Source organism: Rhodococcus artemisiae, from assembly GCF_036327795.1.
GTDB lineage: Bacteria > Actinomycetota > Actinomycetes > Mycobacteriales > Mycobacteriaceae > Rhodococcus > Rhodococcus artemisiae.
On the sequence record NZ_JAUTXY010000023.1, the window covers coordinates 17,037 to 40,414 of the forward strand.

Sequence of the window (23,378 nt, forward strand, 5' to 3'; positions counted from 1 at the left end):
TTCACCATTATATTACCCGCCGGTAGCTAGGGGCGTACGTCGGTTCGGCGCGCGCGCAGGGCGGTGCATCGTTCGAGCAGGTCCTGTCGTAGGTCCGCGGCGCGAGAGGTGAGCGCCGACTGCTCGCGGACGTACTGTGCGCGTCCGGCGGCAGTCTCGATCGTGATGGGCGAGTAGCCGTAGTCGCTCAGATCATACGGGCTCGCGCGCATGTCGAGTTCGCGTGTCGCGGCTGCATGCCGAAAACAGCGCAACAGCAGGTCCGAATCGACCAGGGGTGAGAGTTTGTACGCCCACTTGTATAGGTCCATGCCGGCGTGTAGGCACCCGGGCTGCTCGCGGTCGAGTTGGTCGTCGCGGGTCAGCGGTTCGATGTTGCGAGGTGCCGCGTCCGGGGTGAAGAACCGGTAGGCGTCATAATGACTGCAGCGCAACTGCATTGATTCCACCACCGCATCGGTTCCTGCGTGACCGAGCCGCAGTGGCACCGCCGAATGCCGCACATCATCGCTGCTCGTGCGGTACACCATCGCCCATTCGTGCAGTCCGAAACACCCGAACTGGGCGGTTCTCGCCCCGGTTCGAGTCAGGAGTTCGGCTATGAACCCGACCGTCGCCGAACGATGCTCGAGGGTGGCGGAGCTCACGCGGACCCCGGGCGTGCCGTCCACGACGACCCGCTCGTAGGCGGGATGGTGACGGTACTCACGATCCGCGCCGAGCAGAACGGTGCCGAACCCGGGATGCCACCGACGCAGTTGCGCGGGCCGGTGGTTGTAGTACGTGAACAGAAAATCGTGGACGGGGTGTTTCTCGTGCGACGCGCGCCGGCGCAGGTGCGCGGCGAGCAGTTCGTCGACCTCGTGCCGATGTCGGTCGCGGCGCGCGGTCCACTGGTTCTCGGTGAGGATGACCTCCCGGTGGGTGGTCGGGGCCTCGGTCACTTGGCTGTGCCTCCTGTGCGGCTCCCCGGGGTGGGATCGGTGATGCGGTGGGTGGCGTCGCGGACGGTGCCGACGAATTCTTCGACGAGGTCCTCGAGCGCGACGATGCCGACCATCGCTCCGGTGTTGTCGACGACGCAGCCGAGGTGGGAGCGGGTGCGTCGAAGTTGGGACAGGGCATCGTCGAGTGCGGTGTCGAGGTTCAGCGATGGGAGTGGGCGGATGGTATCGGGTGGGATCACGGTGTCGGGGCCAGCACCCTGGTCGTGCACGAGATCGAGGATGTCCTTGACGTGAAGATATCCGGTGTAGGCGCCGGCGGGGGTCCGGGTGGGATAGCGGGAGAACCCGGTCGTGGTGACGGCGTGTTCGATGGCGCCGAGGGCGACACCGGCGGTGGTGGTGGGTACGGTGCGGACGTCGCCGACCGGGATCAGGACGTCGGCGACAGTGCGTCCCCCGGTGTTCAGTGCCTGGATGAGCCGGCGGTGTTCTTCTTCGTCGATCAGGCCTTCGGAGCGGGATTCGCCGATCATCTCGGTCAGTTCGACGGCGGTGACGGTGGTGTCGAGTTCGTCCTTGGGTTCGACGCGCATCACGCGCAACGTGATGTTGGCGCACCAGTTGTAGAAAGCGATCAGGGGGCGGGCCGGTCGCATGAACAGCACGTGGACGGGGACGAGGAGCATAGCGGTGCGTTCGGGACCGGCGATGGCGATGTTCTTGGGCACCATCTCGCCGAGCAGGATGTGCAGGGTCACCACGAGCGCGATCGAGATGGTGAACGCGATGGGGTGCAGGAGCTGGTCTGGGAGGCCGATGAGGTGGAGCGGCGCCTCGATGAGATGCGCAATGGCGGGTTCGCCGACGCGGCCGAGAAGAATCGAGCAGATCGTGATACCGAGTTGGGATCCGGCGAGCATCAGGGAGAGGTGTTCACCGGCGGCGATGACGGTGCGGGCCCGTTTCTTGCCTTGGGTGTCGAGCGCTTCGAGTCGGTCGCGGCGCGCGGTGATGAGTGAGAATTCGGCGCCGACGAAGAAAGCGTTGCCGGCGAGGAGCAATACGGTCAGAGCGGCCCCGAGCAGGTCGTTCACGGCTGCTCCTGTTCGGTGTGCTCGTGACCGTGGTCGGGACTGTTTCTTTCGGGCTCGGTGGGCGTCAACAGGAGCCGGTCGATGCGGTGACCATCCATCTCGAGGACCCGGGCGCGCCACGGGGGGTTGTCGTGGTCGCGGGCCGGGAGCGGGATCTCGTCGTGGATCTCGGGGATGCGACCGAGTTCGGTGAGGATGAGCCCGCCGATCGTCTCGTAGTCGCCGTCGGGTGCGAGGTAGCCGGTGAGGCGTTCGACCTCGTCGATGCGCAGGAGCCCTGAGCACGACCAGCCGTTGTCGAGCGGGTGTGCGTCGGGTTGTGGTTCGTCGTGTTCGTCGCGGACGTCGCCGATGATTTCCTCGATGAGGTCTTCCATGGTGACGATCCCGGCGGTACCGCCGTATTCGTCGGCGACGAGGGCGACCTGCATTCCGTCGGCGCGGACCCGCTCCATGACGGTGTCACCGTCGAGGGTCGACGGCACGATAGGGACCTTCCGGACGAGGTTCTGGACCGCGGTGGTGCCGCGCCGGTCGGCTGCGACGGTGAACGCGTGTTTGATGTGGACGACACCGAGTGTGGAGTCGAGGTCGGAGTCGATGACCGGGAACCTGGAGTATCCGGTGCGGGAGGACAGTTCGATCAGGTCGAGGACGGTGTCGCGGCGATCGAGGCATTCGATGGTCGTGCGCGGGGTCATGAGGTCCTCGGCGGTGCGTTCACCGAAGCGCAGGGAACGGTCGACGAGTCGGGCAGTGGATTCGTCGAGGACGCCGCTTTCGGCGGAGGCGCGCACGAGGGAGCCGAGTTCTTGTGGGGAACGTGCCGAGCGTAGTTCTTCGGCGGGTTCGATGCCGAGGCGCCGCACGATGCGGTTGGCGGTGCCGTTGAGGCCGTTGATGGCCCAGCGGAAGATCAGTGAGAAGCCGGCTTGGAGTCCGGCGGTGGCGCGCGCCGTGGCCAGGGGTCGGGAGATCGCGATGTTCTTCGGGACGAGTTCACCGAAGACCATGGAGAACGAGGTGGCGAGGACGAGCGCGACGACCAGTGACACGGTGCTCGCGGTGTTCTCTGCCAGCCCGATGGCATCGAACACGGGGTCGAGGAAGCGGGCGAGGACCGGTTCGGCGAGATAGCCGGTGATCAAGGTGGTGATGGTGATGCCGAGTTGGGCGCCGGACAGCTGGAACGACAGCGTGCTGTGCGCGCGCTGTACCTGGCGGGCGCGGCGGTCGCCGCCTCGGGCGTGCGCTTCGACGGTGCTGCGTTCGAGGGCGGTCAGGGAGAATTCGGCGGCGACGAACAGGGCGGTGCCTGCCGTGAGGGCGACGAAGCCGAGGAGGCTGAGGATGGACAGGGCGACGGACATCAGGGCCGCTCCTGTGCGATGGCGCCGGGTTCGTCGCCCGGCTCGCTAGGGGAGCCCTCCTGCCCGGCGGAGTCGGTCTCCGCGGTGGTTGCGCCGACGTCGGCTCGGGTCGTGCTGGTAGTAGGTGCCTCAGGCACCGTGCCGGTAGGGGGTGCCTCAGGCACCGTGTTCCTCTCGTCGGGTCCGGGACGGATGGGGGCGCTCCCGGACGGTGCGGTGAAAGAGCCCATTCTAATTCGGCAGGTGGTGGCTGTCGTGTCCTGCGGTGGGATGAGGTGAATAGGGTGGGTCGTAGGTGGCTCGCGTTGGCGGGCCCGGACGAGGAGGTGGGACGTTGGCCGAGCGCATCCGAAGCCAGTGGGAGGACATCACCGAGGCGGATCCATCGCATTCGAGTTGGTATGTCGAGCGTTTCCGGACGATGGCGGCCCAGGGGCAGGACATCGTCGGTGAAGCCCGGTTGATCGACGCGATGGTGGGGCGGGGTGCGCGGGTGCTCGATGCAGGGTGCGGGCCGGGCCGGTTGGGTGCCTATCTGCACGCGGTGGGGCACGTCGTGGTGGGGGTCGATGTGGACCCGGTGCTGATCGCGGCGGCGGAGGAGGACCATCCGGGCCCGACGTGGTTGGCCGGGGATCTCGCCGAGTTGGATCTGCCGGGTCGCGGTGTGGCCGCGGAGTTCGACGTGATCGTGTGTGCGGGCAATGTCATGACGTTCTTGGCGCCGTCGACGCGGCGGGCGACGTTGGCCGGGTTCGCGCGGCATCTGAGGTCGTCGGGGCGTGCTGTGGTCGGGTTCGGTGCGGGTCGTGACTACGACTTCACCGAGTTCCTCGCCGATGCAGCGGCCGGGGGTCTCACGCCGGAGTTGTTGTTGTCGACGTGGGATCTGCGCCCGTTCACAGAGGATTCCGATTTCCTGGTCGCGGTGTTGTCGCGGTCGGACAGCTGATCAGGGCTGTGTAGGCCTCGTGGTCGGCGTCCCCTCGGCAGCCGGTGTGGTGCCGGAGGGGCTGGGTGCGACGGTGCGGGCAAGTGCGAGGGTGGTCACGGCCATCACAGCGACGGCGGCGACGGTGGCGGTGAGGCCGAGGCTGTCGGTGTCGAGGTGTTCGCCGAGCACGGTCATGCCGAGGAATACCGCGGCGAGTGGTTCGGCGATCGTCAGCGTCGGTAGGGAGGCGGTCAGTGGCCCGGCTTGGAAGGCGCGTTGCTGCAGGTACATGCCGGTGAGCCCCGCCGCGATCACGGTCCAGGTCTGCCACGACCCGAGGACGGTGAACACGCCGTGTTCGATCAGGTCGGTGACGTGTTTGGTGAAGGCGGCGGCAACGCCGTAGAGGATGCCGGCGGCGGTGCCGAGCAGCATGGCGCGGCGCCCCGGCGATCCGGGGGCGAGGCCGAGTGCGGTGGCGCCTGCGGTGACGGCCAGGACGAGTGCGAGGGGCAGTGCCCATCGGGTGGCGGCGGCGTCGACGGCTCCTGCGGTGGGGTTGCCGGCGATCAGGAACACCGCCAACGAGACACACAGTGCCCCGGCGAGCAACAGGGTGCGGCGGTCGGGTCGTCGTCCGGTGTAGTAGGCCGAGATGGGGATGGCGAACAGCAGCGACGAGACGAGCAGCGGTTGCACGATCAGGACGGTGCCGAGCGCGAGAGCGAGAACCTGCAGCGTGTAGCCGCCGCCGTCCACGGCCAGCGCCGCCCACCAGCGGGGGCTGCGGATGAGACTGCCGACGAGCGGGCCGGAGGTGGGGACGGCGGCGGCGGAGCGTTGCTGGGCGACCATGCTGACGGCGATCAGCACCGCGGCGGCGAGCGCGCACGCCACGGATGCTGCCGTGGTGCCGGTCATGGTCGGGGTTCGGTCAGGCCTGGACTTCGCTGTGGTCGCCGCTCCACAGGGTGTGGAACTTGCCGGGCTTGTCGGTGCGCTCGTAGGTGTGCGCACCGAAGTAGTCGCGTTGGCCCTGGGTGAGTGCGGCGGGAAGACGTTCGGCGCGTAGCCCGTCGTAGTAGGACAGGGACGAGCCGAAGGCCGGGATGGGGATGCCGAGGGTGGTGGCGGTGACCACGACGCGCCGCCAGCTGTCGATGCCGGCTTCGATGGCGTCGCGGAAGTAGGGCGCGAGGATCAGGCTGGGCAGCTCCGGGTCGGCGTCGTAGGCCTCTTTGATGCGGTTGAGGAACTGGGCGCGGATGATGCAGCCGCCGCGCCAGATCGTGGCCATGGCAGCGCGGTCGATGTTCCATCCGTATTCGGCGCTGCCGGCGGCGATCTGGTCGAAGCCCTGGGCGTAGGCGACGATTTTGGAGGCGTATAGGGCGGCGCGGATGTCCTCGGTGAACTGGGCGGTGTCGGTGGGGGCGGCGCCGAGGGTACCGGCGGTCAGGTCGCGGGCTGCGGCGCGCTGCGTGCGGGATCCGGACAGGGCGCGGGCGAAGACGGCTTCGGCGATGCCGGTGACGGGGATGCCGAGGTCGAGGGCCGCCTTGACGGTCCAGCGTCCGGTGCCCTTCTGTTCGGCGGCGTCGACGATGACGTCGACGAGAGGTTTGCCGGTGGCGGCGTCGGTCTGGCGCAGCACTTCCGCGGTGATTTCGATGAGGTACGACTCGAGGGTGCCGGTGTTCCAGACGGCGAACACGTCGGCGATCTTCGCGGCGTCGTAGCCCAGGGCGTCGCGCAGGAGGTGGTAGGCCTCGCCGATGAGCTGCATGTCTGCGTATTCGATGCCGTTGTGCACCATTTTGACGAAGTGTCCGGCGCCGTCGGGGCCGACGTGGGTGCAGCAGGGGGTGTCATCGACCTTGGCGGAGATGGCCTCGAGGAGGGGGCCGAGTGCGGCGTAGGACTCGGCGGGGCCGCCGGGCATGATGGACGGTCCGTTGAGTGCGCCTTCTTCGCCGCCGGAGATGCCGGCGCCGACGAAGTGCAGTCCACGTTCGCGTAGGGCGGCTTCGCGGCGGATGGTGTCGGTGTACAGGGCGTTGCCGCCGTCGATGATGATGTCGCCGGGTTCCATGGCATCGGCGAGTTCGTCGATGACGGCGTCGGTGGCGTCGCCTGCTTTGACCATGATCAGGACGCGTCGGGGCTTCTCGAGGGCGGCGACGAACTCGTCGATCGTTTCGGTGCGAATGAAGGTGCCGTCGCTGCCGTGCTCGGCGAGCAGGGCATCGGTCTTGGCGATGCTGCGGTTGTGCAGGGCGACAGTGTAGCCGTGTCGGGCGAAGTTCCGGGCGATGTTGGACCCCATGACGGCCAGGCCGGTCACGCCGATCTGGGCGAGGGGGGTCTCGGTGCGTTCGACGGTCATGGGTACAGCTTCCCTCGAAATGGGGCGTGATCGAAATCGAACGGTGCAGGAACTGTGGTCAGTGGGTGAACAGGCGGGTCAATTCGGTCAGCCAGGGGACGGCGACAGCGACGGTGGGGACGACGAGGATCGCGGCGGCGGTCATGTAGGCGCACGCGGAGATGGTCAGGTCGGGGCCGGGGTTGGCGAGTCGCTGTACTCGTAAAAGGGTGGAGGGTCCGCCAACTGCGAGAGCGCCGGTGGGGGTGTGGGCGTCGGCGCAGGTGACGAGGGCACGGGCCAGGGGGGTGGGGCCGGTGAGACGTACGGCGGAGTCGTCGGCGAGCATTTCGACGAGGAGCTGCACGGAGCCGAGTGCCGATCCGGAGCGGACCCAACGGGGGAACGCTTCGTAGACGGCGGTGAATGCTTCGAGAATGAGGTCGTGGCGGGCGCGCAGGTGGGAGTGTTCGTGGCGCAGGACGGCGCTCAGTTCGTCTTCGGTGAGGTTGTCGAGGGTGCCTTCGGACAGGACGACGCGGTGCCGGATGCCGGGCAGGCAGTAGGCGATGGGGTCCGTGCTGTCGAGGATTCGCACGTGGGGGAGGGTGCGGATGGCGGAGAGGTTGTCGCGGCGGTCGAGGAGGTCGACGAGCATGCGGTGGCGGGCGCGGCGGCGGCGGGTGCGGACACCGACGTGCACGGTCGAGTAGATCAGGCGTCCGCCGATGAGCAAGGTGAGCATGAAGACGACGACGTAGGTGAGCCACAGGGGTAGCCCGAGCGCGTCGATTTCCTCGAGGGGCCCGGTGGTGGGGCGGCCGTCGTCGCCGGGCACCAGTAGACGGCTGGCGATGGCGAGGCCGGAGCTGAACGCCGAGAGGACGGCGGCCAGGGCGATGGCCTGCCACAACACGAGCGCCGCGCGCGGGTTGCGGTGCGGCCAGGCGGCGCGGGACAGGAGTCCGGGCACCGGACCCGCGAGGAGAAGCGCAAGTATGCCGAATACGAGCGCGGTGGTCGCATCCATGGGGTCGAGTCTGTCAGCTCGCCTTGCCCGCGGGTCGGTCGGTGCTGTGTTGGGCTTCGAGTTCGGCCAGTGCGGCGCGCAGCGCGTCTGCTTCGTCGGCGCCGACCCGGCCGACGAAGTGGACGAGTGCGGCGGTGCGTCCGGCGGTTTCGTCGGCCTGGTCGAGGGCGTCGACCATGAGGCTGGCGACGAGTTCGTCGCGGCCGTGCACCGGGAGGTAGCGGTGGGCGCGGTCGTCGCGTTGTTGGATGACGAGGTTCTTCTTCGCGAGGCGTTGAAGGACAGTCATGACGGTGGTGTATGCGAGGGAGCGGCGGGCGGAGAGGCCTTCGTGGACCTGTCGCACGGTCTGGGGTTCGGTGGAGGACCACAGGTGGTCCATCACTGCTCGCTCGAGTTCGCCTAGTGCTGCCATACGTTGATTCTACGGAGTCTCCGACATTTGTGCGTACTACCTAGGGTCGTAGTTTTTCGGGTAGGGTGTCGCCGCCGACGGTGCCGTAGACGTGGCGGGTGCCGATGGGCACGATCAGGGGCCGGCCGGACACGGGGTCGCTGATGACGGAGGCATCGAGTCCGAACACGTCGCGGAGCAGTTCGACGGAGATGACCTCGGCCGGTGGGCCGGAGGCGATGACCTTGCCGTCGCGCATGACGACGAGGTGGTCGCTGTAGCGGATGGCGAGGTTGAGGTCGTGCAGAACCATCACCACGGTGCGGCCGAGTTCGCTGTGCAGTTGGTCGACGAGGTCGAGAACCTCGATGGAGTGCGCGAGGTCGAGGTAGGTGGTGGGTTCGTCGAGAAGCAGGACGTCGGTGCCCTGCGCGAGGGCCATCGAGATCCAGGCGCGTTGGCGCTGGCCGCCCGAGAGTTCGTCGACGGGGCGGTCGGCGAGGTCGGCGATGCCGGTGCGGGTCAGGGCGGTGGAGACGACGTCTTCGTCGTCTCCGGACCATTGCCGCACCCACGATTGGTGGGGGTGGCGGCCGCGGGCGACGAGGTCGGCGACGGTGAGTCCTTCGGGTGCGGTGGGTGCCTGGGGAAGCATGCCGAGGACCCGGGCGACGTCGCGGGTGCGCATCGTGGTGATCTTGCGGCCGTCGAGAAGGACGTGTCCCGCGCGGGGTTTGAGCAGCCGGCTCAGTGCGCGCAGCAGGGTGGATTTGCCGCAGCCGTTGGGCCCGATGATGGTGGTGACCACTCCGGTGGGGATCTCGAGGTCGAGGTCGTCGACGATGAGGCGGTCTCCGTAGCCGAGTGCGAGATGCTCGGCGACGAGTCGCGCGCCGGTGTGGTCGGTCGCGCCGGCAGGGTGCGTGTCGAGGGGCTGGGCGTGGGTCACACTGACACCTTCCGGTTGGAGCGCACGAGCAGATACAGCAGGAACGGGCCGCCGAGCGCGGAGGTTACGAGTCCGACCGGCAGGGAGACCGGCAGGATGGTGCGGGCGATGATGTCGGCGCCGACGACGAGAACGGCGCCGGTCAGCGCGGAGGCGATGACCGGGGGGCCGGCGGAGCGGACGAGTCGCAGCGCGACCTGGGGTGCGGCGAGCGCGACGAATCCGATGGGTCCGGCGGCGGCGGTCGCGATGGCGGCGAGTGCGCAGGCGGCGACGAGGAGCATGCCCTGTTGGGATTGCAGGCGGATGCCGAGCGAGCGTGCGGTGTCGTCGCCGAGGCGCAGGGCGCCGATGGTGAACGAGGCGATGATCGTCCAGGTGCCGATGACGGCGAGGGCGACGCCGGCGGGGATGACCTGACTCCAGCTGATGCCGTTGAGGGAGCCGGTCAGCCAGACCTGGGCGCGGGAGACGTCGTTGATGTCGGCGGAGACGAGCATCCAGTTGGTCAGGGCGATCAGCATGGCGTTGGCGCCGATGCCGATGAGCACGAGCCGGAATCCGTCGACGCCGTTCTTCCACGCGAGCAGGTAGATCACGGCGGCGGTGAGCAGGCCGCCGACGAGGGCTGCCAGGGGCAGGCCGAGCGCGGCGAGGAGTCCGACGATGGTGCCGCCGCTGGTGACGACGATCAGGGCGACGGCTGCGGCGCTGGCGCCGGCGGTGATGCCGAGGATGTCGGGGCTGGCCAGGGCGTTGCGGGACAGCGACTGGGTGATGGCGCCGGAGACGGCGAGGCAGGCGCCGACGACGAGCGCGCCGATGCCGCGGGGGAGACGCAGGTCGAACACGATGAACCGGTCGAGTCGTTCGCCGCCGCCGAGGAGTACCTCGATGACCTCGGGGACGGACATCGGGTAGTCGCCGCGACCGAGCCCGACGCACAGGAGCAGGAACGCGGCGACGGCGAGCAGGGTGCACACGAGCACCTGGCGACCGCGCCATACCACGGAGAACCGGCCGACGCGGAAGGCGGGGCGGGCGGGTACGGCGGTGGAGAGTTGGATGGGGGTGCGGCGGCGGGGATCCTTACCTGTGGTGGGTGGGGTCGCGGTGGGGATCTTCGTCAGGTCGGTCACAGCGACACCAGCTTCCGGCGGCGGACGAGGGCAATGAAGAAGGGGGCGCCGACCAGGGCGAGCACGATGCCGACCTGCAGTTCGCCGGGGCGCACGACGATGCGGCCGATGACGTCGGCGAGGACGAGCAGCACCCCGCCGAGCAGTCCCGCGTAGGGGACGAGCCAGCGGTAGTCCGGGCCGGTGATGGCGCGGGCGATGTGCGGGACGATGAGGCCGACGAACGCGATGGGGCCGCACGCGGCGGTGGCGGCGCCGGTGAGGATGGTGATCACGGCGATGCCGATGACGCGGGTCAGGACGATGTTGGTGCCGAGGGAGCGGGCGACGTCTTCACCGAGGCTGAGCACGTTGAGTCCGGGGGTGCTCGCGAGGGCGATGACGAGGCCGACGACGATGAACGGCAGGACCTGCCAGAGCACGTCCATGCCGCGTCCTGCGACGGAACCGACCACCCAGAAGCGGTAGCCGTCGAGGCTGGTCTGGTCGAGCAGGACGACGGTTTGGATCATCGCTTGAAGGAAGAAGGCGACGGCGGCGCCGGCGAGGGCCAGACTCAGGGGGCTCGAGCCGCCGTTGCCGATGGAGGCGAACCCGAATACGACGACGCTGGCGAACAGGGATCCGGCGAAGGCGAACCACAGGTATTCGGCCGGGGTGCTGGTGCCCAGCAGGTAGATCGAGAGCACCACGAACAGTGCGGCGCCGGCATTGATGCCGAGCAGGCCGGCGTCGGCGAGGGGGTTGCGGGTGTGGCCTTGGATGAGGGCACCGGCCACTCCGAGGGCGATGCCGACGAGCAGTCCGAGCAGGGTGCGGGGAATGCGCAGGGAGTGGATGATCACGTCGGTTTCGGCGCCGTCGTTGACCAACAGTGCATGGAACACCTCGGTGAAGGTCATCGGGCGGGCCCCGATCGCGACACTGGCGAGCAGGACGAGCACGAGCATCACGGCGAGGGTGAGCAGTCCGAGGAGTCGCCTGCGGCGAATCCCGGCGACGCTGGTGTCCGCGGGCAGCGGCGTGAAGCCGTCGTCGTCGGCGGTGCGGGCCATGACGACTTCGGTGCGGCGGCGCAGGAGGGCGCGGCGGGGGCCGACGGGGGCGCCGGTGTCCGGGTCGCGGGTGATGAGGTCGGTCCAGGTCTTGCCGAGGCTCGCGCCGGTGCGTCCTTCCCGGCGGCCGCGGTTCCACAGCAGCAATCCGGCGGTGGCGGCGAGCGCGGCGCCACCGAAGACGACGCGGTCGGTCTGTCCCCCTCCGTTGGCGTCGCCGAGGGTGTCGACGAGCAGGGCGCCGATGACGAGGGGGATGGCGAGGAGAGCGAGGTCCAGCAACTCCGCGACGACACGCCGGGCCGTGGTGGGCGGTCCGGTCAACTCGGTGGTCGTGGGTTCGGTGGCCGTGAGTTCTGGGGAGGGGGGTCGAATGGTGGCCACGTGCGTGGGGCGCTCCTCGTGACGGGATTCTCGGGTAGGTCTGGAGGTTAGGTTACGGAATCCTATTTCGATCTGTCACCGGGTGGGTCCGGTCCGGAGGTCACGCTTCGTTGTGACGGGTTCTTCAGGTGAGGCGGGTTGCGCGACCCCCACCCCGGATGTAATGGTTAGCCTTACCTAAGCAATCCGCTGGGTTCCCGTCGACAAGAGAGGTGTCGGATGACGACTCTGCTGCTGCCGCCGACCACCACTGCTCCGGTCACCACGTTCGACGACCGGAGCGTCCGCGCATTCGAGGACACCCGCACCCGCCTGCGGGCGCTCGCCGCGGGATCGCCCCGCGTCTATGCCGTGGCCTGTATCGACGAAGAACCCAAGCGTCGCTGGTGGGGCCTCGGCAGTGCCGAGCGCACCGAGCGCATCGAATTGCTCTACCGACGCTCGCTCGAGGACGTGGAGGAACCGCGCATCGCGGCCGAGCAGGTCGCCGCCGCGCTCATCCACTCGATTGTCGGCCGGGTGCTCGCCCCGCTCGCTCTCGAGGGGCGCGTGTGGGATCCCGGCCTCGACAATCTCTGGCTGCACCAGGACAGCGACGGGTGCATCGACTGGGCCGGTATTGCCGACGACACCTTGCGCGTGCTTCCGGGGGACCGGGCTGCCGCCGATCGTGGGGTCGTGGTGCTGCCGTGCGAGGAAGCCATGGCGGTGTGGACGGCGCATCGCGCCGTGACCGCCCTGACCGCGGTGCACGAGGCCGTGCAGCGATGCGCCCCGCTCGACCGCACCCGCTTCTGGGCGATGGTCGGACGCACCGTCGTCACCGGTGCATCGCAGCTGCCCGTCCTCGGCGGAGCGTCCCGCCGCGACGCGACACGACGTGGCCAGCAGCTGTTGGATGCCTTCGTGGCCGCGGGGCATCCGGTGCGAGGCCTTGTGGGATTAGGTCAGCCTTCCCTATAGTGGAGACGCGCAACACCGGACCGTGCCGGAGTCCTGAGGGCTGCAGAGACTCCCGGTCCATCCCGACGGCGGGCCTCGCGATCACACGCGAGGCCCGCCGGTCCGTTCCGGCCTCGCTCTTCCCGAGGTTGCTCTCCCGCCGGACGAAAACGTCGATGCCCTACCATCGTTCGATGGACACCGGCGCCCCGGCCGGCCCGATCGAGCAGGAGAGTTCACAGACATGACCGATCAATCCACGCCGGAGCGCAGCGCTGCACTCGATGCCGCCGAGGTGACCACACTCAACCGCACCGGGTTCGGAGCAGCACTCGGACTGGAGTTCCTCGAACTCACCGCCGATGCCGTCCGCGCCCAGTGGACCGTGACACCGACCCAGCATCAGCCTTACGGCATCGTGCACGGCGGGGTGTACTGCGCGGTCATCGAAACCATCGCGAGTATGGGCGGCGCCATCTGGTTCGGCGATCGCGGCAACGTCGTCGGCGTCAACAACAACACCGATTTCCTGCGCGCCACCCGCGAGGGCGTCCTCACCGCTGTCGGCACCCCCATCCACCGGGGCCGCACCCAGCAACTGTGGCGGGTGGTGATCACCGACGCGCAGGACCGGGTCGTCTCGCAGGGCCAGGTGCGGCTCGCGAATATCGAGGACAGCGCCCGCATCGGGAACTGACGGCCATGCTGCGCTCGTCAGCCGGCGGCCTTGCGATCCGCCGGAGACGAGTCGCTGTTGTCGGTCGCGGCGGCAGCGTCCGTCCCGGCGGCGCCCTGTTCGGTGGCGCTGCCGTTGCCGGCAGTGCGGGAGTTCTCGTGGTGTCGTAGCCGCTCGATCGCGATCCGCGCGAACACCTGCTGTTCGGTCGCCGCCATCTCGTTGCGCCCCGCGGAGAAGAACGCCTGCGCCCACGACAACAACGTCGACATCTTCGACGAGAACCCCACCAGATACAGCAGGTGGATGAACAACCAGGCGATCCAGCCGAGGAACCCACTGATCTCGAGTTTGCCGACCTTCGCGACCGCGCTGAACCGCGAGATCGTCGCCATCGACCCCTTGTCGAAATACTTGAACGGGGGCCGCTGGGACGGGTCCTGGCCTTCGAGGGATGCGGCGATCTGCTTCGCCGCGTACTTGCCGCCCTGCATCGCGACCTGCGCGAGCCCCGGAAGCTTGTCGAGCGACATCATGTCGCCGATCACGAACACGTTCGGGTATCCCGGCAACGACAGGTCGGGCAGCACCTCGACGCGACCGGCCCGGTCGATCCCGGCACCGGACTGCGCCGCCAGCTGCTTGCCGAGCGGGCTCGCCGCCACACCCGCCGACCACACCTTGCACTGTGATTCGATGCGGCGTTCGGTGCCGTCCTTCTCCTTGACCGTCAGGCCGTCCGCGTCGACGCCGGTGACCATCGCACCCAGTTGGATCTCCACACCGAGACCTTCGAGGGTCTTGCGTGCCTTCTTCGACAGCTTCCCGCCGTACACCGGCAGCACATCCGATGCGCCGTCGAGCAGGACCACGCGCGCCCGCGTCGAATCGATGTGGCGGAACGTGTCCTTGAGGGTGCGGCGTGAGAGCTCGGCGATCTGCCCGGCCAGCTCCACGCCCGTCGGGCCCGCGCCCACCACCACGAAGGTCAGCAGCCGTGCCTGCTCCTCCGGGTCGTTCGACAACTCGGCCTGCTCGAACGCGCCCAGGATCCGGCCGCGCAACTCGAGCGCGTCGTCGATGGTCTTCATGCCGGGCGCGAACTCCGCGAAATGATCGTTGCCGAAATAGGACTGGCCGGCGCCCGCCGAGACGATCAGCGAGTCGAAGTCGGTGGTGGTGCGTCGCTCGAGGAACTGGGATGTGACCGTCCCGTTCTCGAGGTCGATGTGGTCGACCTCCCCGAGCAGCACCTGGGTGTTCTCCTGCTTGCGCAGCACCATGCGCGTGGCGGGGGCGATGTCGCCGACCGAGAGGATGCCCGTCGCCACCTGGTAGAGCAGCGGCTGGAACAGATGGTGGGTGGTGCGCGCCACCAGCGTGACGTCCGCGTCGGTGCGGCCGAGGGCCTGCGCGGCGAACAACCCACCGAACCCGGATCCGATCACCACGACGCGATGACGCGCAGCTTCCACCGATTCGACGCTCATGCAAGCTCCTTCGTTGTTCTCGGTGCGTCCTCATGTGCGGAGCGCGCCTCGACACTGCGGTTCGGAACCAGTCTGTGGTTCGGAACCAGTCTGTCAGCTCTCGCCGTCGTCCACAGTGCGATCGGATCCGCCGAGCAGTCCGTAGACGGGGTTGTGGCGGGCCGCGTGCCGCACCGCGTCGTTCGTCGCCGAGGTGTAGATCTGTACGGTCTGTAACGACCGATGCCCGAGCAGCTGCTGCAACTCGACCATCGTCGCGCCGTTGTCGGCCAGCGATGTCGCGAAGGTGTGTCGGAGCGCATGCGCGAGCGCCCCTCGTTTGCGTTCGGATTCGATACCCGCCCGCCGGTACATGCGCCGCACCCGGTATTGCAGGGTTCCGCGGGTGATGCGCTGGCCGTCGGCGCCGACGAACAGCGGATCGGTGGGGGTGTGCCGTTCCCACATCGGCAGATCCGCGCGGTCGGCGAGCACCGAACGCCGCAGCGGCGGAAACCGGACATAGCGCTCCTGCAGGTAGGCGGACACGATGGCCGTCCAGCTGTCTTCGAGGGGGATCTCCCGTTCGACCGCGCCCTTGCCGTGCACCCGCAGCACGGGGGCGTCGAGCCCGCCGAGGATGTGCGCCAGATCCAGCGAGATCAACTCCTCCGACCGGATACCGGTGAGCAGCAGGGTCGCGACCAGCGCCAGATCCCGCTGCGGCCAGTCCCGCGGCGACCCGCTCGGGTGCTGCGCGTCGTGGGTCAAGGTGTCGACGAGTTGCCCCACGGCGGCCGGTTTGAATGCCTTCGGGGTGTGTTCGGGGCGTTTCGGCTGGGTGATCGAGGCCATCGGGTTGCCCTCGGAGAGCCCCTCGGTGACGAGAAAGTTGCAGAAGTTGTTCCATACCGACCAGGCGCGCCGCACCGACGCCGGTTGGCGTTCGCGCGCGAACGTGGCGAACGCCGAGCGCAGCCCGCGGATCGTGAGGTCTGCGATGGTCAACGTGTCCGGGGTGCCGCCGCGCGCCGCCGCGAGCGCAGCACACACCCCGTGCAGATCCAGGCGGTACGCCTTGACCGTGTGCGCCGAGCGTTTCGCGGTCTGCAGGGTCTCCAGGTACGACGCGACCCACTCGAGTAGGCCCGATCCGTCCCGGCTCGTCATCGGCAGCATCCACCTTTCGCGGTTGTCGTACGCATGTGCGAATCCAGTGTGCCAGGAGGGACCGACGTGTCCGGTGGGGCGGGTGGTTCGTGCGGCTCAGGATTGCCGGGCCCACTGCGGTACCGGCACCCGATGAGGCAGCAGCGTGTCGCGGTCACCGCGCGCCGCCGCGATCTGCGGGCCCGTCAGATACAGTGCCGACGACAGATCGGCGCCGTCGAGACGGGCATCGCGCAGGTCGGCGCCGAGTAGATCCACCGCGTTCAGATCAGTGCTGCGCAGATCCGCGCCGATCAGGCACGCGCCGCGCAGGTCGGCGCCGCACAGGACACGGCCGCGCAGAGACCGGCCTGCGAGTTCCGCGCCGGGGTGCAGTCGCGGATCGGGTGTGCCGGTGGAGTGATACGACGCGCGCAGTGCGTCACTGACCGCGACGAGCAGGAGGCGCACCTGCTCGTGCAGCGCGTCCAGGTCGAGGGCGAGCAATTCGGAGGCCCCGAGCCGAGCGAATGCGGTGATCGTCGCAGCCAGATCAGCGGCGTCGGTGACGTCGTCGGGGTCGAGGGCACGATCGGCTGCCTCATGGAGGTACCAGAGCATCTCGTGCAACTGCTTCATCCTCGGGAACACCGCGCCGGTGAGGTGGCCGGGGGTCCGGGCGGTGACGGCTTGCCCGGCGCCGAAGCAGTCGAACACGGTGCAGCCGCGGTACCCGCGTGGGCCCAGGACGTCGTGGATCGTGCAGCCGAAATCGGACGCGAGGTGTGGGCACGGCGTCCCGGCGGGTTTGTCGGTGGCGAAGTCGCGGGAGCGGGAGAATCCGAAGACGGTGCAACACAAGCCGACACAGCTGTGGCAGTCACCGAGTAGTTCGGTGCGGGGCAGGAGAGTGCGGCTGGACGGGGGAAGACGGCGCATGAGAACTCCGAGAAGTGTGATTCCGATGAGAGCGGAGTCGGGGGCCCAGGATCGGGACCCCACTCGGGGCGCACGGAATCACCGCCGCGCGCAGGCGGCGTTGTTCACGATCGACGCGAAAGTCGATTCTCAAGCACAGAAGGATGTGTTCACTGCCCCGCACACTACTACTGACGGCGTGCAGGCGGAGCGACCCCGGGTGCGGTCAGGGCATGTCCTTCGCATCGCCGGACCGGTCCTCGGTGTCACGGCCGGCGGGTTTCGAGCAGGCGCAGCCACACCTCACTGATCGTGGGGTAGGCCGGGACGGCATGCCACAGCAGACCGAGGGGCACCTTCCCGACGATCGCGACGGTGGCGGTGTGGACGAGTTCGGCGACCTCGGACCCCACGAAGGTTGCGCCGACGAGGACATCGGTGGCGCGGTCGACGACAAGCGCTGCGTGACCGGTGAAGTCGTCGCGGTGCAGGGCGGCGCCGGCGACGTCGATGTCGGCCTCGAGCACCTCGACGTCGAGTCCGGCGTCGCGGGCCGAGTCGGCGGTGTGCCCGACGGAGGAGATCTCGGGGACGGTGAAGATCACCTGGGGGATCTGCCCGTGGTCGGCGCCGGCGCGGTACCGCGGGTCGTCCAGGGGCCGGTTCTCGGCGCGGGCGGCGATGACGTCGCCGCACACCCGGGCCTGGTATTTGCCCATGTGGGTCAGGGCGGCGCGGCCGTTGACGTCGCCGACCGCGTACAGCCAGGTGCCGTCGCCGCCGGTCACGGTGAGGTGGTCGTCGACGGTCACGTTGCCGGTGTCGAGCCCGACGGTGTGGAGGCCGAGGTGGTCGACGGCGGCCCGGCGGCCGGTCGCGACGACGAGTTCGTCGACTTCGACGGTGGTGCCGTCGGTCAACTCCGCGGTGGCGGGGCCGCCGTGGATCATGCCGACGCCGGTGTCGCGGACGTCGGGGCGCGTCACCGCGGTGACTTCGGTTCCGAACCGCAGCCGGACGTCGTGGGTCTGCATCCGGGCGGCGACGGCTTCGGAGGCGAACGGTTCGACCCGCGCGAGCAGGCGTGGTCCACGGACCACGACGGTGACCTCGTCGGCGCCGAGTTGCCGTAGCCACGTGGCGGTTTCGCAGGCGACGACGCCGCCGCCGATCACGAGGGCCCGGCGGGGGATCTGCTGCAGGTTCGTCGCGTCGCGGGAGGTCCAGGGCAGCGCCGCGCGCAGTCCGGGTAGGTCGGGGACGGTGGCGACGGTGCCGGTGGCGAGGACGACGGCGTGGCGGGCGTGCAGGGTGCGAGGGTGGTCGCCGTCGACGGTGACAGTGCGGGGCCCGGTGAGGTGCGCGTGGCCGCGGATCACGTCGATGCCGGCGGCGTCGGCCCACAGCACTTGGGAGGAGTCGTCGTGGCCGGAGGTGAACCGGTCGCGGCGGGTCAGGACGGCGGGGACGTCGACGTGCTCGGCGGTGACGTGCTGCTGCACGCCGGGCATGTGCGTGGCGGTGCCGAGGACCTGGGTGGGGCGCAGCAGAGCCTTACTGGGCATGCATGCCCAGTAGGAGCATTCGCCGCCGACCAGTTCGTGTTCGACGAGGGCGGCGGTGCGGTCGGATCCGGCGATGGCGTATTGCGCGGCGTTCTCGCCGGCGGGTCCTGCGCCGAGCACGATCACGTCGAAGGTGTCGGAGTCGGAGGCGGTCTCGGAGGCTGGGGATGCAGAGTCGGCCGGTTCGGAACTCACCTGTCCCACGGTAGGCCGGTCCGGTGCGAGGCGGAGCGGTTCGGCGGGTTACCGCAGGTGCGGCGACTGTGCGTCGAAGATCAAACCCATGGGTGCGAGAACGCGCACGATCTGTTCAGCGATCTGTTCGTCGAGGTCGCACAGCAGCACCGAGCGCCAGGGGGTGACGACGAGGGGGCGTTCGACGGCGGCGAGGAATTCGGCGAGGCGGGCGGGGAGTACACCGCCGGGTAGGCCTCCGGCGAGGGTGACGGTGCCGTCCGGTTGGTCGAGCCATCCGATCGGTGGGGTCGGGGGCGGGGGGACGACAGTGGGGGTGGCAGTGGTGTCGGTGCGTGCGGTGTCGGTGCGTGCGGTGTCGGTGCGTGTGGTGCCGGTGCTTGTGGTGTCGTCGAACAGGAGGTCGACGGCACCGGCAGGGGCGGTTCGGCGGATCCCGGTGTCCTCGCCGCCGAGGAGTAGAGCCCATTCGTCGCCGGGGAGGGCGAGCAGTGCGCGATCGGGGGTCAGCGCGACGATGTCGCCGGTACCGTCGTCGAGTCCGAGTATCACGCCGGGGCGCGCGGTGGGCAGGCGGGTCAGTGCGGTGTCGGTGAGAGACCGGATGTCGCGGAGTCCGCCGATGCGTCCACTGAGGGGGGATGCGAGCAGGCGCGGCAGCGCGGGGTGGCCCACGGTGAATCCGGCATCGGTGACGGCGGTGGTCAAGGGCGCGGGGTTGCCGTGCAGGCGCAGGTGCGCGTGCGGGGTCAGGTGCAGGACGCCACCGGCGTGGGTGTGCGCGAGGTCGGCGAGGGTCTGCAGTTGCGCGGCGGTCAGCGTTCCGGCGGGCAACTGCACGTCCACTGCTGCGGTGTCGTCTGTCGCGGGTGCGGTGTCGTCGCTCGGGTTCGTCGCGGTCACGCCCTCCAGTATCCCGGTGCGGGGCAGTGTCCCGAAACCCACCGAAGAGACTTTCCTTTACAGGATTGGATAACTATATTCTCATTAATGAGATTGAGGTACTCCACTTGTGGGTGCCACCGAGACGAGAGGCACTGCATGCTGCTCGAACCCACGCCCGACCAGGACTTCTTCCGCGACACCACCGCCAGATTCCTGCAGGAACGCACCCCGGTCGCGGTCCTGCGAGGCCTGCGCGACGACGCCGCCGGATTCGACCCGGGCTTCTGGCGTGCCGGGGCCGAGTTGGGCTGGACCAGCCTGCTCGTCGACGAAGCGCACGGCGGCGGCTCCATCAGCGACTCGGGACTGATCGACCTGACCTTGATCGCGTACGAGTTCGGCCGGCACGCCGCACCCGGACCGCTCGTCCCGACCAACGTGGTCGCCGCCCTGCTGGGTCGGCACAGTCACCACCACGACACCCTCGCCGGGTTGCTCGACGGCTCCGTCACCGCTGCGTGGTGCTCGGCCGAACCACGTCCGGAGGCCCGTGCTGCCACCGCCCCGCTGACGATCACCGTCGACGGCGACGACGTGATCGTGCACGGCACCAAACGCCCCGTCGAAGCCGCCCCCGCCGCCGATCTGCTGTTGGTGACCGGCCGCACCGGCGACGGACTCAGCCACGTCCTCGTTCCCCGCGACACTCCCGGCGTGACCGTCACCGCGATGCGCTCGGTGGATCTGACCCGCCGCTACGCAAAGGTCGAGTTCGACCACGTGCGGCTACCCGCGGGCGCGCTGCTCGGCGCCGCGGGCGACGGCTCCGCCGACGACGAGTACGCCCGGCATCTGGCGATCGTGCTGGGCTGCGCCGAAACCGTCGGTGCGTTGCAGACCGCGTTCGACACCACCGTGGCGTGGGCATTCGACCGGTACTCGTTCGGCCGGGCCCTGGCCTCCTACCAGGCCATCAAACACCGCTTCGCGGACATGAAGATGTGGCTCGAGGCGTGTCACGCGATCAGCGACACCGCCGCTGCCGCCGTCGCCGCGGACACCCCCGACGCGGCCCGCCTGTCGAGCGCGGCCAAGGCCTACATCGGCGACCACGCCTCCGATCTGATGCAGGAATGCGTGCAGTTCCACGGCGGTATCGGTCTGACCTTCGAACACGACCTGCACCTGTATACCCGGCGCGTCGCCGCGAACCGGTCCACCTACGGCACCCCCGCCGAGCACCGCCGGATACTCGCCGATGCCGTCATCTCGGCCGCCGCCACGTCGAAGGAGAGCGCACAGTGACCCAGACCGAGGTCGAGATCGAAACCCTCGACGAGTTCCGCGCCCGCGCCCGCACCTGGATCCGTGCGAATCTCGCATCCGCAGATCCCGCCGCGCACGTCGGGGTGCTGCGCAAGGAAACCTCCGACGAGGACGAACTCGCCGCCGTCACGCACGATCGCGCACTGCAACGGTCGATGTTCGACGCCGGGCTCGCCGGAATCAGCATTCCCCGCGAGTACGGCGGGCAGGGACTGACCCCCGCACACCAGCGCGTCCTCAACGACGAACTCGCCGGCTTCGAGTATCCGGCGCGACTACAGGCGCCGACGTTCGTGCCGTGTGCGGCGGTGCTGCTCGATTTCGGCACCGAGGAACAGAAGAAGCGGCACATCCCGGCGATCCTGCGCGGCGAGGAACTGTGGATGCAGATGCTCTCCGAGCCCAGCGGCGGATCCGATGTGGCGGGCGCGGTGACCACTGCGATCCGCGACGGCGACGACTGGATCCTCAACGGTTCGAAGATCTGGACCACCGGGGCCTGGTGGTCCGACTGGGCGTTGTGCCTGGCCCGCACCAACTGGGATGTGCCCAAACATCGCGGGTTGACGGTGTTCATGGTGCCGCTGAAGGCCGAGGGCATCGAGGTGCACCGCATCGAGATGCTCAGCGGGTCGAAGGAGTTCTGCCAGGAATACATGACCGACGTGCGGATCCCGGACAGTGACCGGATCGGGGAGGTCGACGCCGGCTGGACCGTCGGTACCCGCTGGATGTTCCACGAACGGCTGCTGTTGCGTTCGCCGTACGCGACGTTGCCGGCCGGCAGCAGCCGCGGCGGCTCCCGCACCGAGGAACTCCTCGAGGTCGCCCGCGACGCGGGACGACTCGACGACCCCCTCGCTCGCGATCTGATCGGCGAGGCCGACACCCTCGAACTGGTCAAGAACGCGCTGCAGCAGCGGATCGGGCACGCCATGACGACCGGAGCGATGACCGACCAGGCGGCGAGCATCCTGCGGTTGATGTCCGGGGACGTCGCCACCCGCCTCACCACGATCATCTACGACATGACCGGCGCCGACGGCGCGGCGTGGGACACCGACGACGGCGCAGTCGCCGAATGCGGCACCGATTTCCTGATGCAGCAGTCGTACACGATCGCCGGTGGCACCACCGAAATGGCCCGCAACACGATCAGCGAGCGGGTGCTGGGGATGCCGCGTGAGCGCAGCCACGACCCGAATCTCGCGTTCCGCGACGTGCCACGTGGCGCCCCCACCGGAGGATGAACCGCCGCCGCGCGCATACCGGTGGTCGTTCCGTAGGGTGGGCGCATGCCTGATGGGGGAGTCACCACACCGTCGTTCGCCGACCTCGCCGCCGCCCAGTATGTGCTGCTGAGCACGTTCCGGAAGAACGGCACCGCCGTCGCCACCGCCGTGTGGGCGGTGGCCGACGGGGATCGGTTGCTGGTGTGGACGGCGACCGGTTCCCACAAGGTGGGGCGGGTGCGCCGCGATCCGCGGATCACGCTCGCGGTGTGCGATGCCCGGGGTCGTCCGCGCAGCGCCGCGGTACCCGGCACTGCAGAGATCCTCGACGACGCGGGTACCGAACGCACCCGATCCGCGATCATCGGCAAGTACCGGCTGTTCGGGTGGCTGACCGTCAAGGGCAGCCTGCTGCGGCGCGGCCGGTCCGGCACGATCGGGTTGGCCTGCACCCTCGACTGACCCGAGCATTCGATATTCGACAGACGACCCCGAACACCCTAGGAGAGCTGTGAGCGTCCACGATTTCACCGTCACCACCGCCGACGGCGGTACCGAATCCCTCGGTGTGCACCGCGGTAGGCACCTGCTGATCGTCAACGTCGCGAGCAAGTGCGGCCTGACCCCGCAGTACGAGGGCCTCGAGGCGCTGCACCGCGAGAAGAAGGACGCCGGGCTGCAGATCGTCGGGTTCCCGTGCAACCAGTTCGGCGGTCAGGAACCGGGTACCGACAGCGAGATCCAGGAGTTCTGCTCGGTGAACTACGACGTGACGTTCCCGGTCTACGGCAAGATCGACGTCAACGGTGACGACGCGGCGCCGCTGTACACGTATCTGCGTGAGCAGGCCCCCGGTGACTTCGGTCCCGACAACGGATTCCTGTTCGAGCATGTGAGCAAGTCGCGTCCCGAGGCGATCGGCACCGACGAGGTGAAGTGGAACTTCACCAAATTCCTCGTCGATGCCGAGGGCACGGTGGTGCGCCGCTTCGAGCCCACCGTCACCCCCGAGGAGATCGCGAAACAACTCGCCGACCTGCTCTGAGGAGCGTCGGCTGCAGAAGAAGACTGTGGGAGGCAGTGCCGGGTGCACCGCACCTATCTGTCTCAATCCGTGTTCGTCGCTGCCGCAGGGCTTCCGGTGATACCCGGCGCCCTGCGGCAGCGGTTGCTGCGCTGTGCCGGTGTGCAGGTGTCGGCGCCGAGTCTGATCCACCGCGGTGTGGTAGTGCAGGGGCTGGGCCGGCTGAGACTCGGCGCGAATTCGCTGGTCACCACCGACTGTGCCCCGAATGCGTTGTACGTCGGCAGTCCGGCTCGGCACCGGCGCGACCTACCCTGAATCGACTCCCGGCTCGAC

Annotated in this window: 24 protein-coding genes; 8 read left to right on the top strand and 16 right to left on the bottom strand. The window is 68.9% G+C overall.

All coding sequences use genetic code 11. The features are described 5' to 3' along the window. Nucleotides 1-26: 26 nt before the first annotated feature. The 4 genes from Q7514_RS30505 to Q7514_RS30520 are packed head-to-tail and all read right to left on the bottom strand — an operon-like array spanning nt 27 to nt 3,575. Nucleotides 27-944 carry a 3-methyladenine DNA glycosylase gene (locus Q7514_RS30505; protein ID WP_330137000.1) on the bottom strand — a complete coding sequence of 306 codons (918 nt, stop codon included), beginning with the start codon at nt 942-944 and terminating at the stop codon, nt 27-29. Beyond that, the gene (locus tag Q7514_RS30510; protein ID WP_330137001.1) at nt 941-2,041 is read right to left on the bottom strand and encodes a hemolysin family protein; all 1,101 of its coding nucleotides are present in this window, start codon (nt 2,039-2,041) and stop codon (nt 941-943) included. The genes Q7514_RS30505 and Q7514_RS30510 overlap by 4 nt, the downstream gene beginning before the upstream one ends. Continuing rightward, the gene (locus Q7514_RS30515; protein ID WP_330137002.1) at nt 2,038-3,411 is read right to left on the bottom strand and encodes a hemolysin family protein; all 1,374 of its coding nucleotides are present in this window, start codon (nt 3,409-3,411) and stop codon (nt 2,038-2,040) included. The genes Q7514_RS30510 and Q7514_RS30515 overlap by 4 nt, the downstream gene beginning before the upstream one ends. After that, entirely contained in the window at nt 3,411-3,575 is a 165-nt protein-coding gene (locus tag Q7514_RS30520; RefSeq protein WP_330137003.1) for a hypothetical protein, read from the bottom strand. The genes Q7514_RS30515 and Q7514_RS30520 overlap by 1 nt, the downstream gene beginning before the upstream one ends. A 131-nt stretch (nt 3,576-3,706) precedes the next feature. Here Q7514_RS30520 and Q7514_RS30525 point away from each other — a divergent pair, with 131 nt between their 5' ends. Beyond that, complete coding sequence (locus Q7514_RS30525; protein WP_408016218.1) at nt 3,707-4,363, top strand: class I SAM-dependent methyltransferase; 657 nt, start codon at nt 3,707-3,709, stop codon at nt 4,361-4,363. On the opposite strand, the gene Q7514_RS30530 is transcribed toward Q7514_RS30525, so the two are convergent. The 7 genes from Q7514_RS30530 to Q7514_RS30560 form a co-directional block, all read right to left on the bottom strand. After that, nucleotides 4,364-5,266 (bottom strand): DMT family transporter, encoded by a 903-nt coding sequence (locus Q7514_RS30530; RefSeq protein ID WP_330137005.1) that lies wholly within the window; start codon nt 5,264-5,266, stop codon nt 4,364-4,366. 13 nt (nt 5,267-5,279) lie between these two features. Further along, nucleotides 5,280-6,731, bottom strand: a complete 1,452-nt coding sequence (gndA, locus tag Q7514_RS30535; RefSeq protein WP_330137006.1) for an NADP-dependent phosphogluconate dehydrogenase — start codon at nt 6,729-6,731, stop codon at nt 5,280-5,282. Between the two features lie 58 nt (nt 6,732-6,789). Then, nucleotides 6,790-7,740, bottom strand: a complete 951-nt coding sequence (locus tag Q7514_RS30540; RefSeq protein ID WP_330137007.1) for a M56 family metallopeptidase — start codon at nt 7,738-7,740, stop codon at nt 6,790-6,792. 13 nt (nt 7,741-7,753) lie between these two features. Further along, on the bottom strand, nt 7,754-8,155 hold the full coding sequence (locus Q7514_RS30545; protein WP_330137008.1) for a BlaI/MecI/CopY family transcriptional regulator: 402 nt from the start codon (nt 8,153-8,155) through the stop codon (nt 7,754-7,756). A gap of 40 nt (nt 8,156-8,195) precedes the next feature. Beyond that, entirely contained in the window at nt 8,196-9,083 is an 888-nt protein-coding gene (locus Q7514_RS30550) for an ABC transporter ATP-binding protein (RefSeq protein ID WP_330137009.1), read from the bottom strand. After that, entirely contained in the window at nt 9,080-10,150 is a 1,071-nt protein-coding gene (locus Q7514_RS30555; protein WP_330137037.1) for a FecCD family ABC transporter permease, read from the bottom strand. The genes Q7514_RS30550 and Q7514_RS30555 overlap by 4 nt, the downstream gene beginning before the upstream one ends. A gap of 68 nt (nt 10,151-10,218) precedes the next feature. Beyond that, a complete protein-coding gene (locus Q7514_RS30560; RefSeq protein WP_330137038.1) occupies nt 10,219-11,601 on the bottom strand; it encodes a FecCD family ABC transporter permease in 1,383 nt (460 codons plus the stop codon). 279 nt (nt 11,602-11,880) lie between these two features. Here Q7514_RS30560 and Q7514_RS30565 point away from each other — a divergent pair, with 279 nt between their 5' ends. Further along, on the top strand, nt 11,881-12,624 hold the full coding sequence (locus Q7514_RS30565; protein ID WP_330137010.1) for a hypothetical protein: 744 nt from the start codon (nt 11,881-11,883) through the stop codon (nt 12,622-12,624). A 223-nt stretch (nt 12,625-12,847) separates the two neighbouring features. After that, nucleotides 12,848-13,300 carry a PaaI family thioesterase gene (locus Q7514_RS30570; RefSeq protein WP_330137011.1) on the top strand — a complete coding sequence of 151 codons (453 nt, stop codon included), beginning with the start codon at nt 12,848-12,850 and terminating at the stop codon, nt 13,298-13,300. Nucleotides 13,301-13,317: 17 nt separating this feature from the next. Here Q7514_RS30570 and Q7514_RS30575 read toward each other — a convergent pair whose 3' ends face one another. The 5 genes from Q7514_RS30575 to Q7514_RS30595 all read right to left on the bottom strand — a co-directional run bounded on the left by Q7514_RS30575 (nt 13,318) and on the right by Q7514_RS30595 (nt 19,478). After that, on the bottom strand, nt 13,318-14,769 hold the full coding sequence (locus tag Q7514_RS30575; RefSeq protein WP_330137012.1) for an NAD(P)/FAD-dependent oxidoreductase: 1,452 nt from the start codon (nt 14,767-14,769) through the stop codon (nt 13,318-13,320). A gap of 93 nt (nt 14,770-14,862) precedes the next feature. Further along, nucleotides 14,863-15,918 (bottom strand): tyrosine-type recombinase/integrase, encoded by a 1,056-nt coding sequence (locus Q7514_RS30580; protein WP_330137013.1) that lies wholly within the window; start codon nt 15,916-15,918, stop codon nt 14,863-14,865. 96 nt (nt 15,919-16,014) lie between these two features. After that, the gene (locus tag Q7514_RS30585; protein WP_330137014.1) at nt 16,015-16,836 is read right to left on the bottom strand and encodes a pentapeptide repeat-containing protein; all 822 of its coding nucleotides are present in this window, start codon (nt 16,834-16,836) and stop codon (nt 16,015-16,017) included. A gap of 245 nt (nt 16,837-17,081) precedes the next feature. Beyond that, nucleotides 17,082-18,575, bottom strand: coding sequence for a dihydrolipoyl dehydrogenase family protein (locus Q7514_RS30590; RefSeq protein WP_330137015.1), 1,494 nt, complete (start codon nt 18,573-18,575; stop codon nt 17,082-17,084). A gap of 48 nt (nt 18,576-18,623) precedes the next feature. After that, nucleotides 18,624-19,478 (bottom strand): precorrin-3B synthase, encoded by an 855-nt coding sequence (locus tag Q7514_RS30595; RefSeq protein WP_330137016.1) that lies wholly within the window; start codon nt 19,476-19,478, stop codon nt 18,624-18,626. A 138-nt stretch (nt 19,479-19,616) separates the two neighbouring features. Here Q7514_RS30595 and Q7514_RS30600 point away from each other — a divergent pair, with 138 nt between their 5' ends. Genes Q7514_RS30600 through Q7514_RS30620 form a run of 5 tightly spaced genes read left to right on the top strand, consistent with a single transcriptional unit; the run spans nt 19,617 to nt 23,360 of the window. Further along, nucleotides 19,617-20,765 carry an acyl-CoA dehydrogenase family protein gene (locus Q7514_RS30600; protein WP_330137018.1) on the top strand — a complete coding sequence of 383 codons (1,149 nt, stop codon included), beginning with the start codon at nt 19,617-19,619 and terminating at the stop codon, nt 20,763-20,765. Continuing rightward, complete coding sequence (locus Q7514_RS30605) at nt 20,762-22,036, top strand: acyl-CoA dehydrogenase family protein (protein WP_330137019.1); 1,275 nt, start codon at nt 20,762-20,764, stop codon at nt 22,034-22,036. The genes Q7514_RS30600 and Q7514_RS30605 overlap by 4 nt, the downstream gene beginning before the upstream one ends. A 45-nt stretch (nt 22,037-22,081) precedes the next feature. Then, the gene (locus tag Q7514_RS30610) at nt 22,082-22,480 is read left to right on the top strand and encodes a PPOX class F420-dependent oxidoreductase (RefSeq protein ID WP_330137020.1); all 399 of its coding nucleotides are present in this window, start codon (nt 22,082-22,084) and stop codon (nt 22,478-22,480) included. Nucleotides 22,481-22,529: 49 nt separating this feature from the next. Further along, the gene (locus Q7514_RS30615; RefSeq protein ID WP_330137021.1) at nt 22,530-23,063 is read left to right on the top strand and encodes a glutathione peroxidase; all 534 of its coding nucleotides are present in this window, start codon (nt 22,530-22,532) and stop codon (nt 23,061-23,063) included. A gap of 42 nt (nt 23,064-23,105) precedes the next feature. Then, the gene (locus tag Q7514_RS30620; protein WP_330137022.1) at nt 23,106-23,360 is read left to right on the top strand and encodes a hypothetical protein; all 255 of its coding nucleotides are present in this window, start codon (nt 23,106-23,108) and stop codon (nt 23,358-23,360) included. Nucleotides 23,361-23,378 lie beyond the last annotated feature (18 nt).

Excerpts from the sequence above, each read along its gene's own strand:
- Q7514_RS30515 (WP_330137002.1), bottom strand. The coding sequence starts at position 3,411 with ATGTCCGTCGCCCTGTCCATCCTCAGCCTCCTCGGCTTCGTCGCCCTC.
- Q7514_RS30530 (WP_330137005.1), bottom strand. The coding sequence starts at position 5,266 with ATGACCGGCACCACGGCAGCATCCGTGGCGTGCGCGCTCGCCGCCGCG.
- gndA (WP_330137006.1), bottom strand. The coding sequence starts at position 6,731 with ATGACCGTCGAACGCACCGAGACCCCCCTCGCCCAGATCGGCGTGACC.
- Q7514_RS30540 (WP_330137007.1), bottom strand. The coding sequence starts at position 7,740 with ATGGATGCGACCACCGCGCTCGTATTCGGCATACTTGCGCTTCTCCTC.
- Q7514_RS30545 (WP_330137008.1), bottom strand. The coding sequence starts at position 8,155 with ATGGCAGCACTAGGCGAACTCGAGCGAGCAGTGATGGACCACCTGTGG.
- Q7514_RS30565 (WP_330137010.1), top strand. The coding sequence starts at position 11,881 with ATGACGACTCTGCTGCTGCCGCCGACCACCACTGCTCCGGTCACCACG.
- Q7514_RS30570 (WP_330137011.1), top strand. The coding sequence starts at position 12,848 with ATGACCGATCAATCCACGCCGGAGCGCAGCGCTGCACTCGATGCCGCC.
- Q7514_RS30575 (WP_330137012.1), bottom strand. The coding sequence starts at position 14,769 with ATGAGCGTCGAATCGGTGGAAGCTGCGCGTCATCGCGTCGTGGTGATC.
- Q7514_RS30580 (WP_330137013.1), bottom strand. The coding sequence starts at position 15,918 with ATGACGAGCCGGGACGGATCGGGCCTACTCGAGTGGGTCGCGTCGTAC.
- Q7514_RS30585 (WP_330137014.1), bottom strand. The coding sequence starts at position 16,836 with ATGCGCCGTCTTCCCCCGTCCAGCCGCACTCTCCTGCCCCGCACCGAA.
- Q7514_RS30600 (WP_330137018.1), top strand. The coding sequence starts at position 19,617 with ATGCTGCTCGAACCCACGCCCGACCAGGACTTCTTCCGCGACACCACC.
- Q7514_RS30610 (WP_330137020.1), top strand. The coding sequence starts at position 22,082 with ATGCCTGATGGGGGAGTCACCACACCGTCGTTCGCCGACCTCGCCGCC.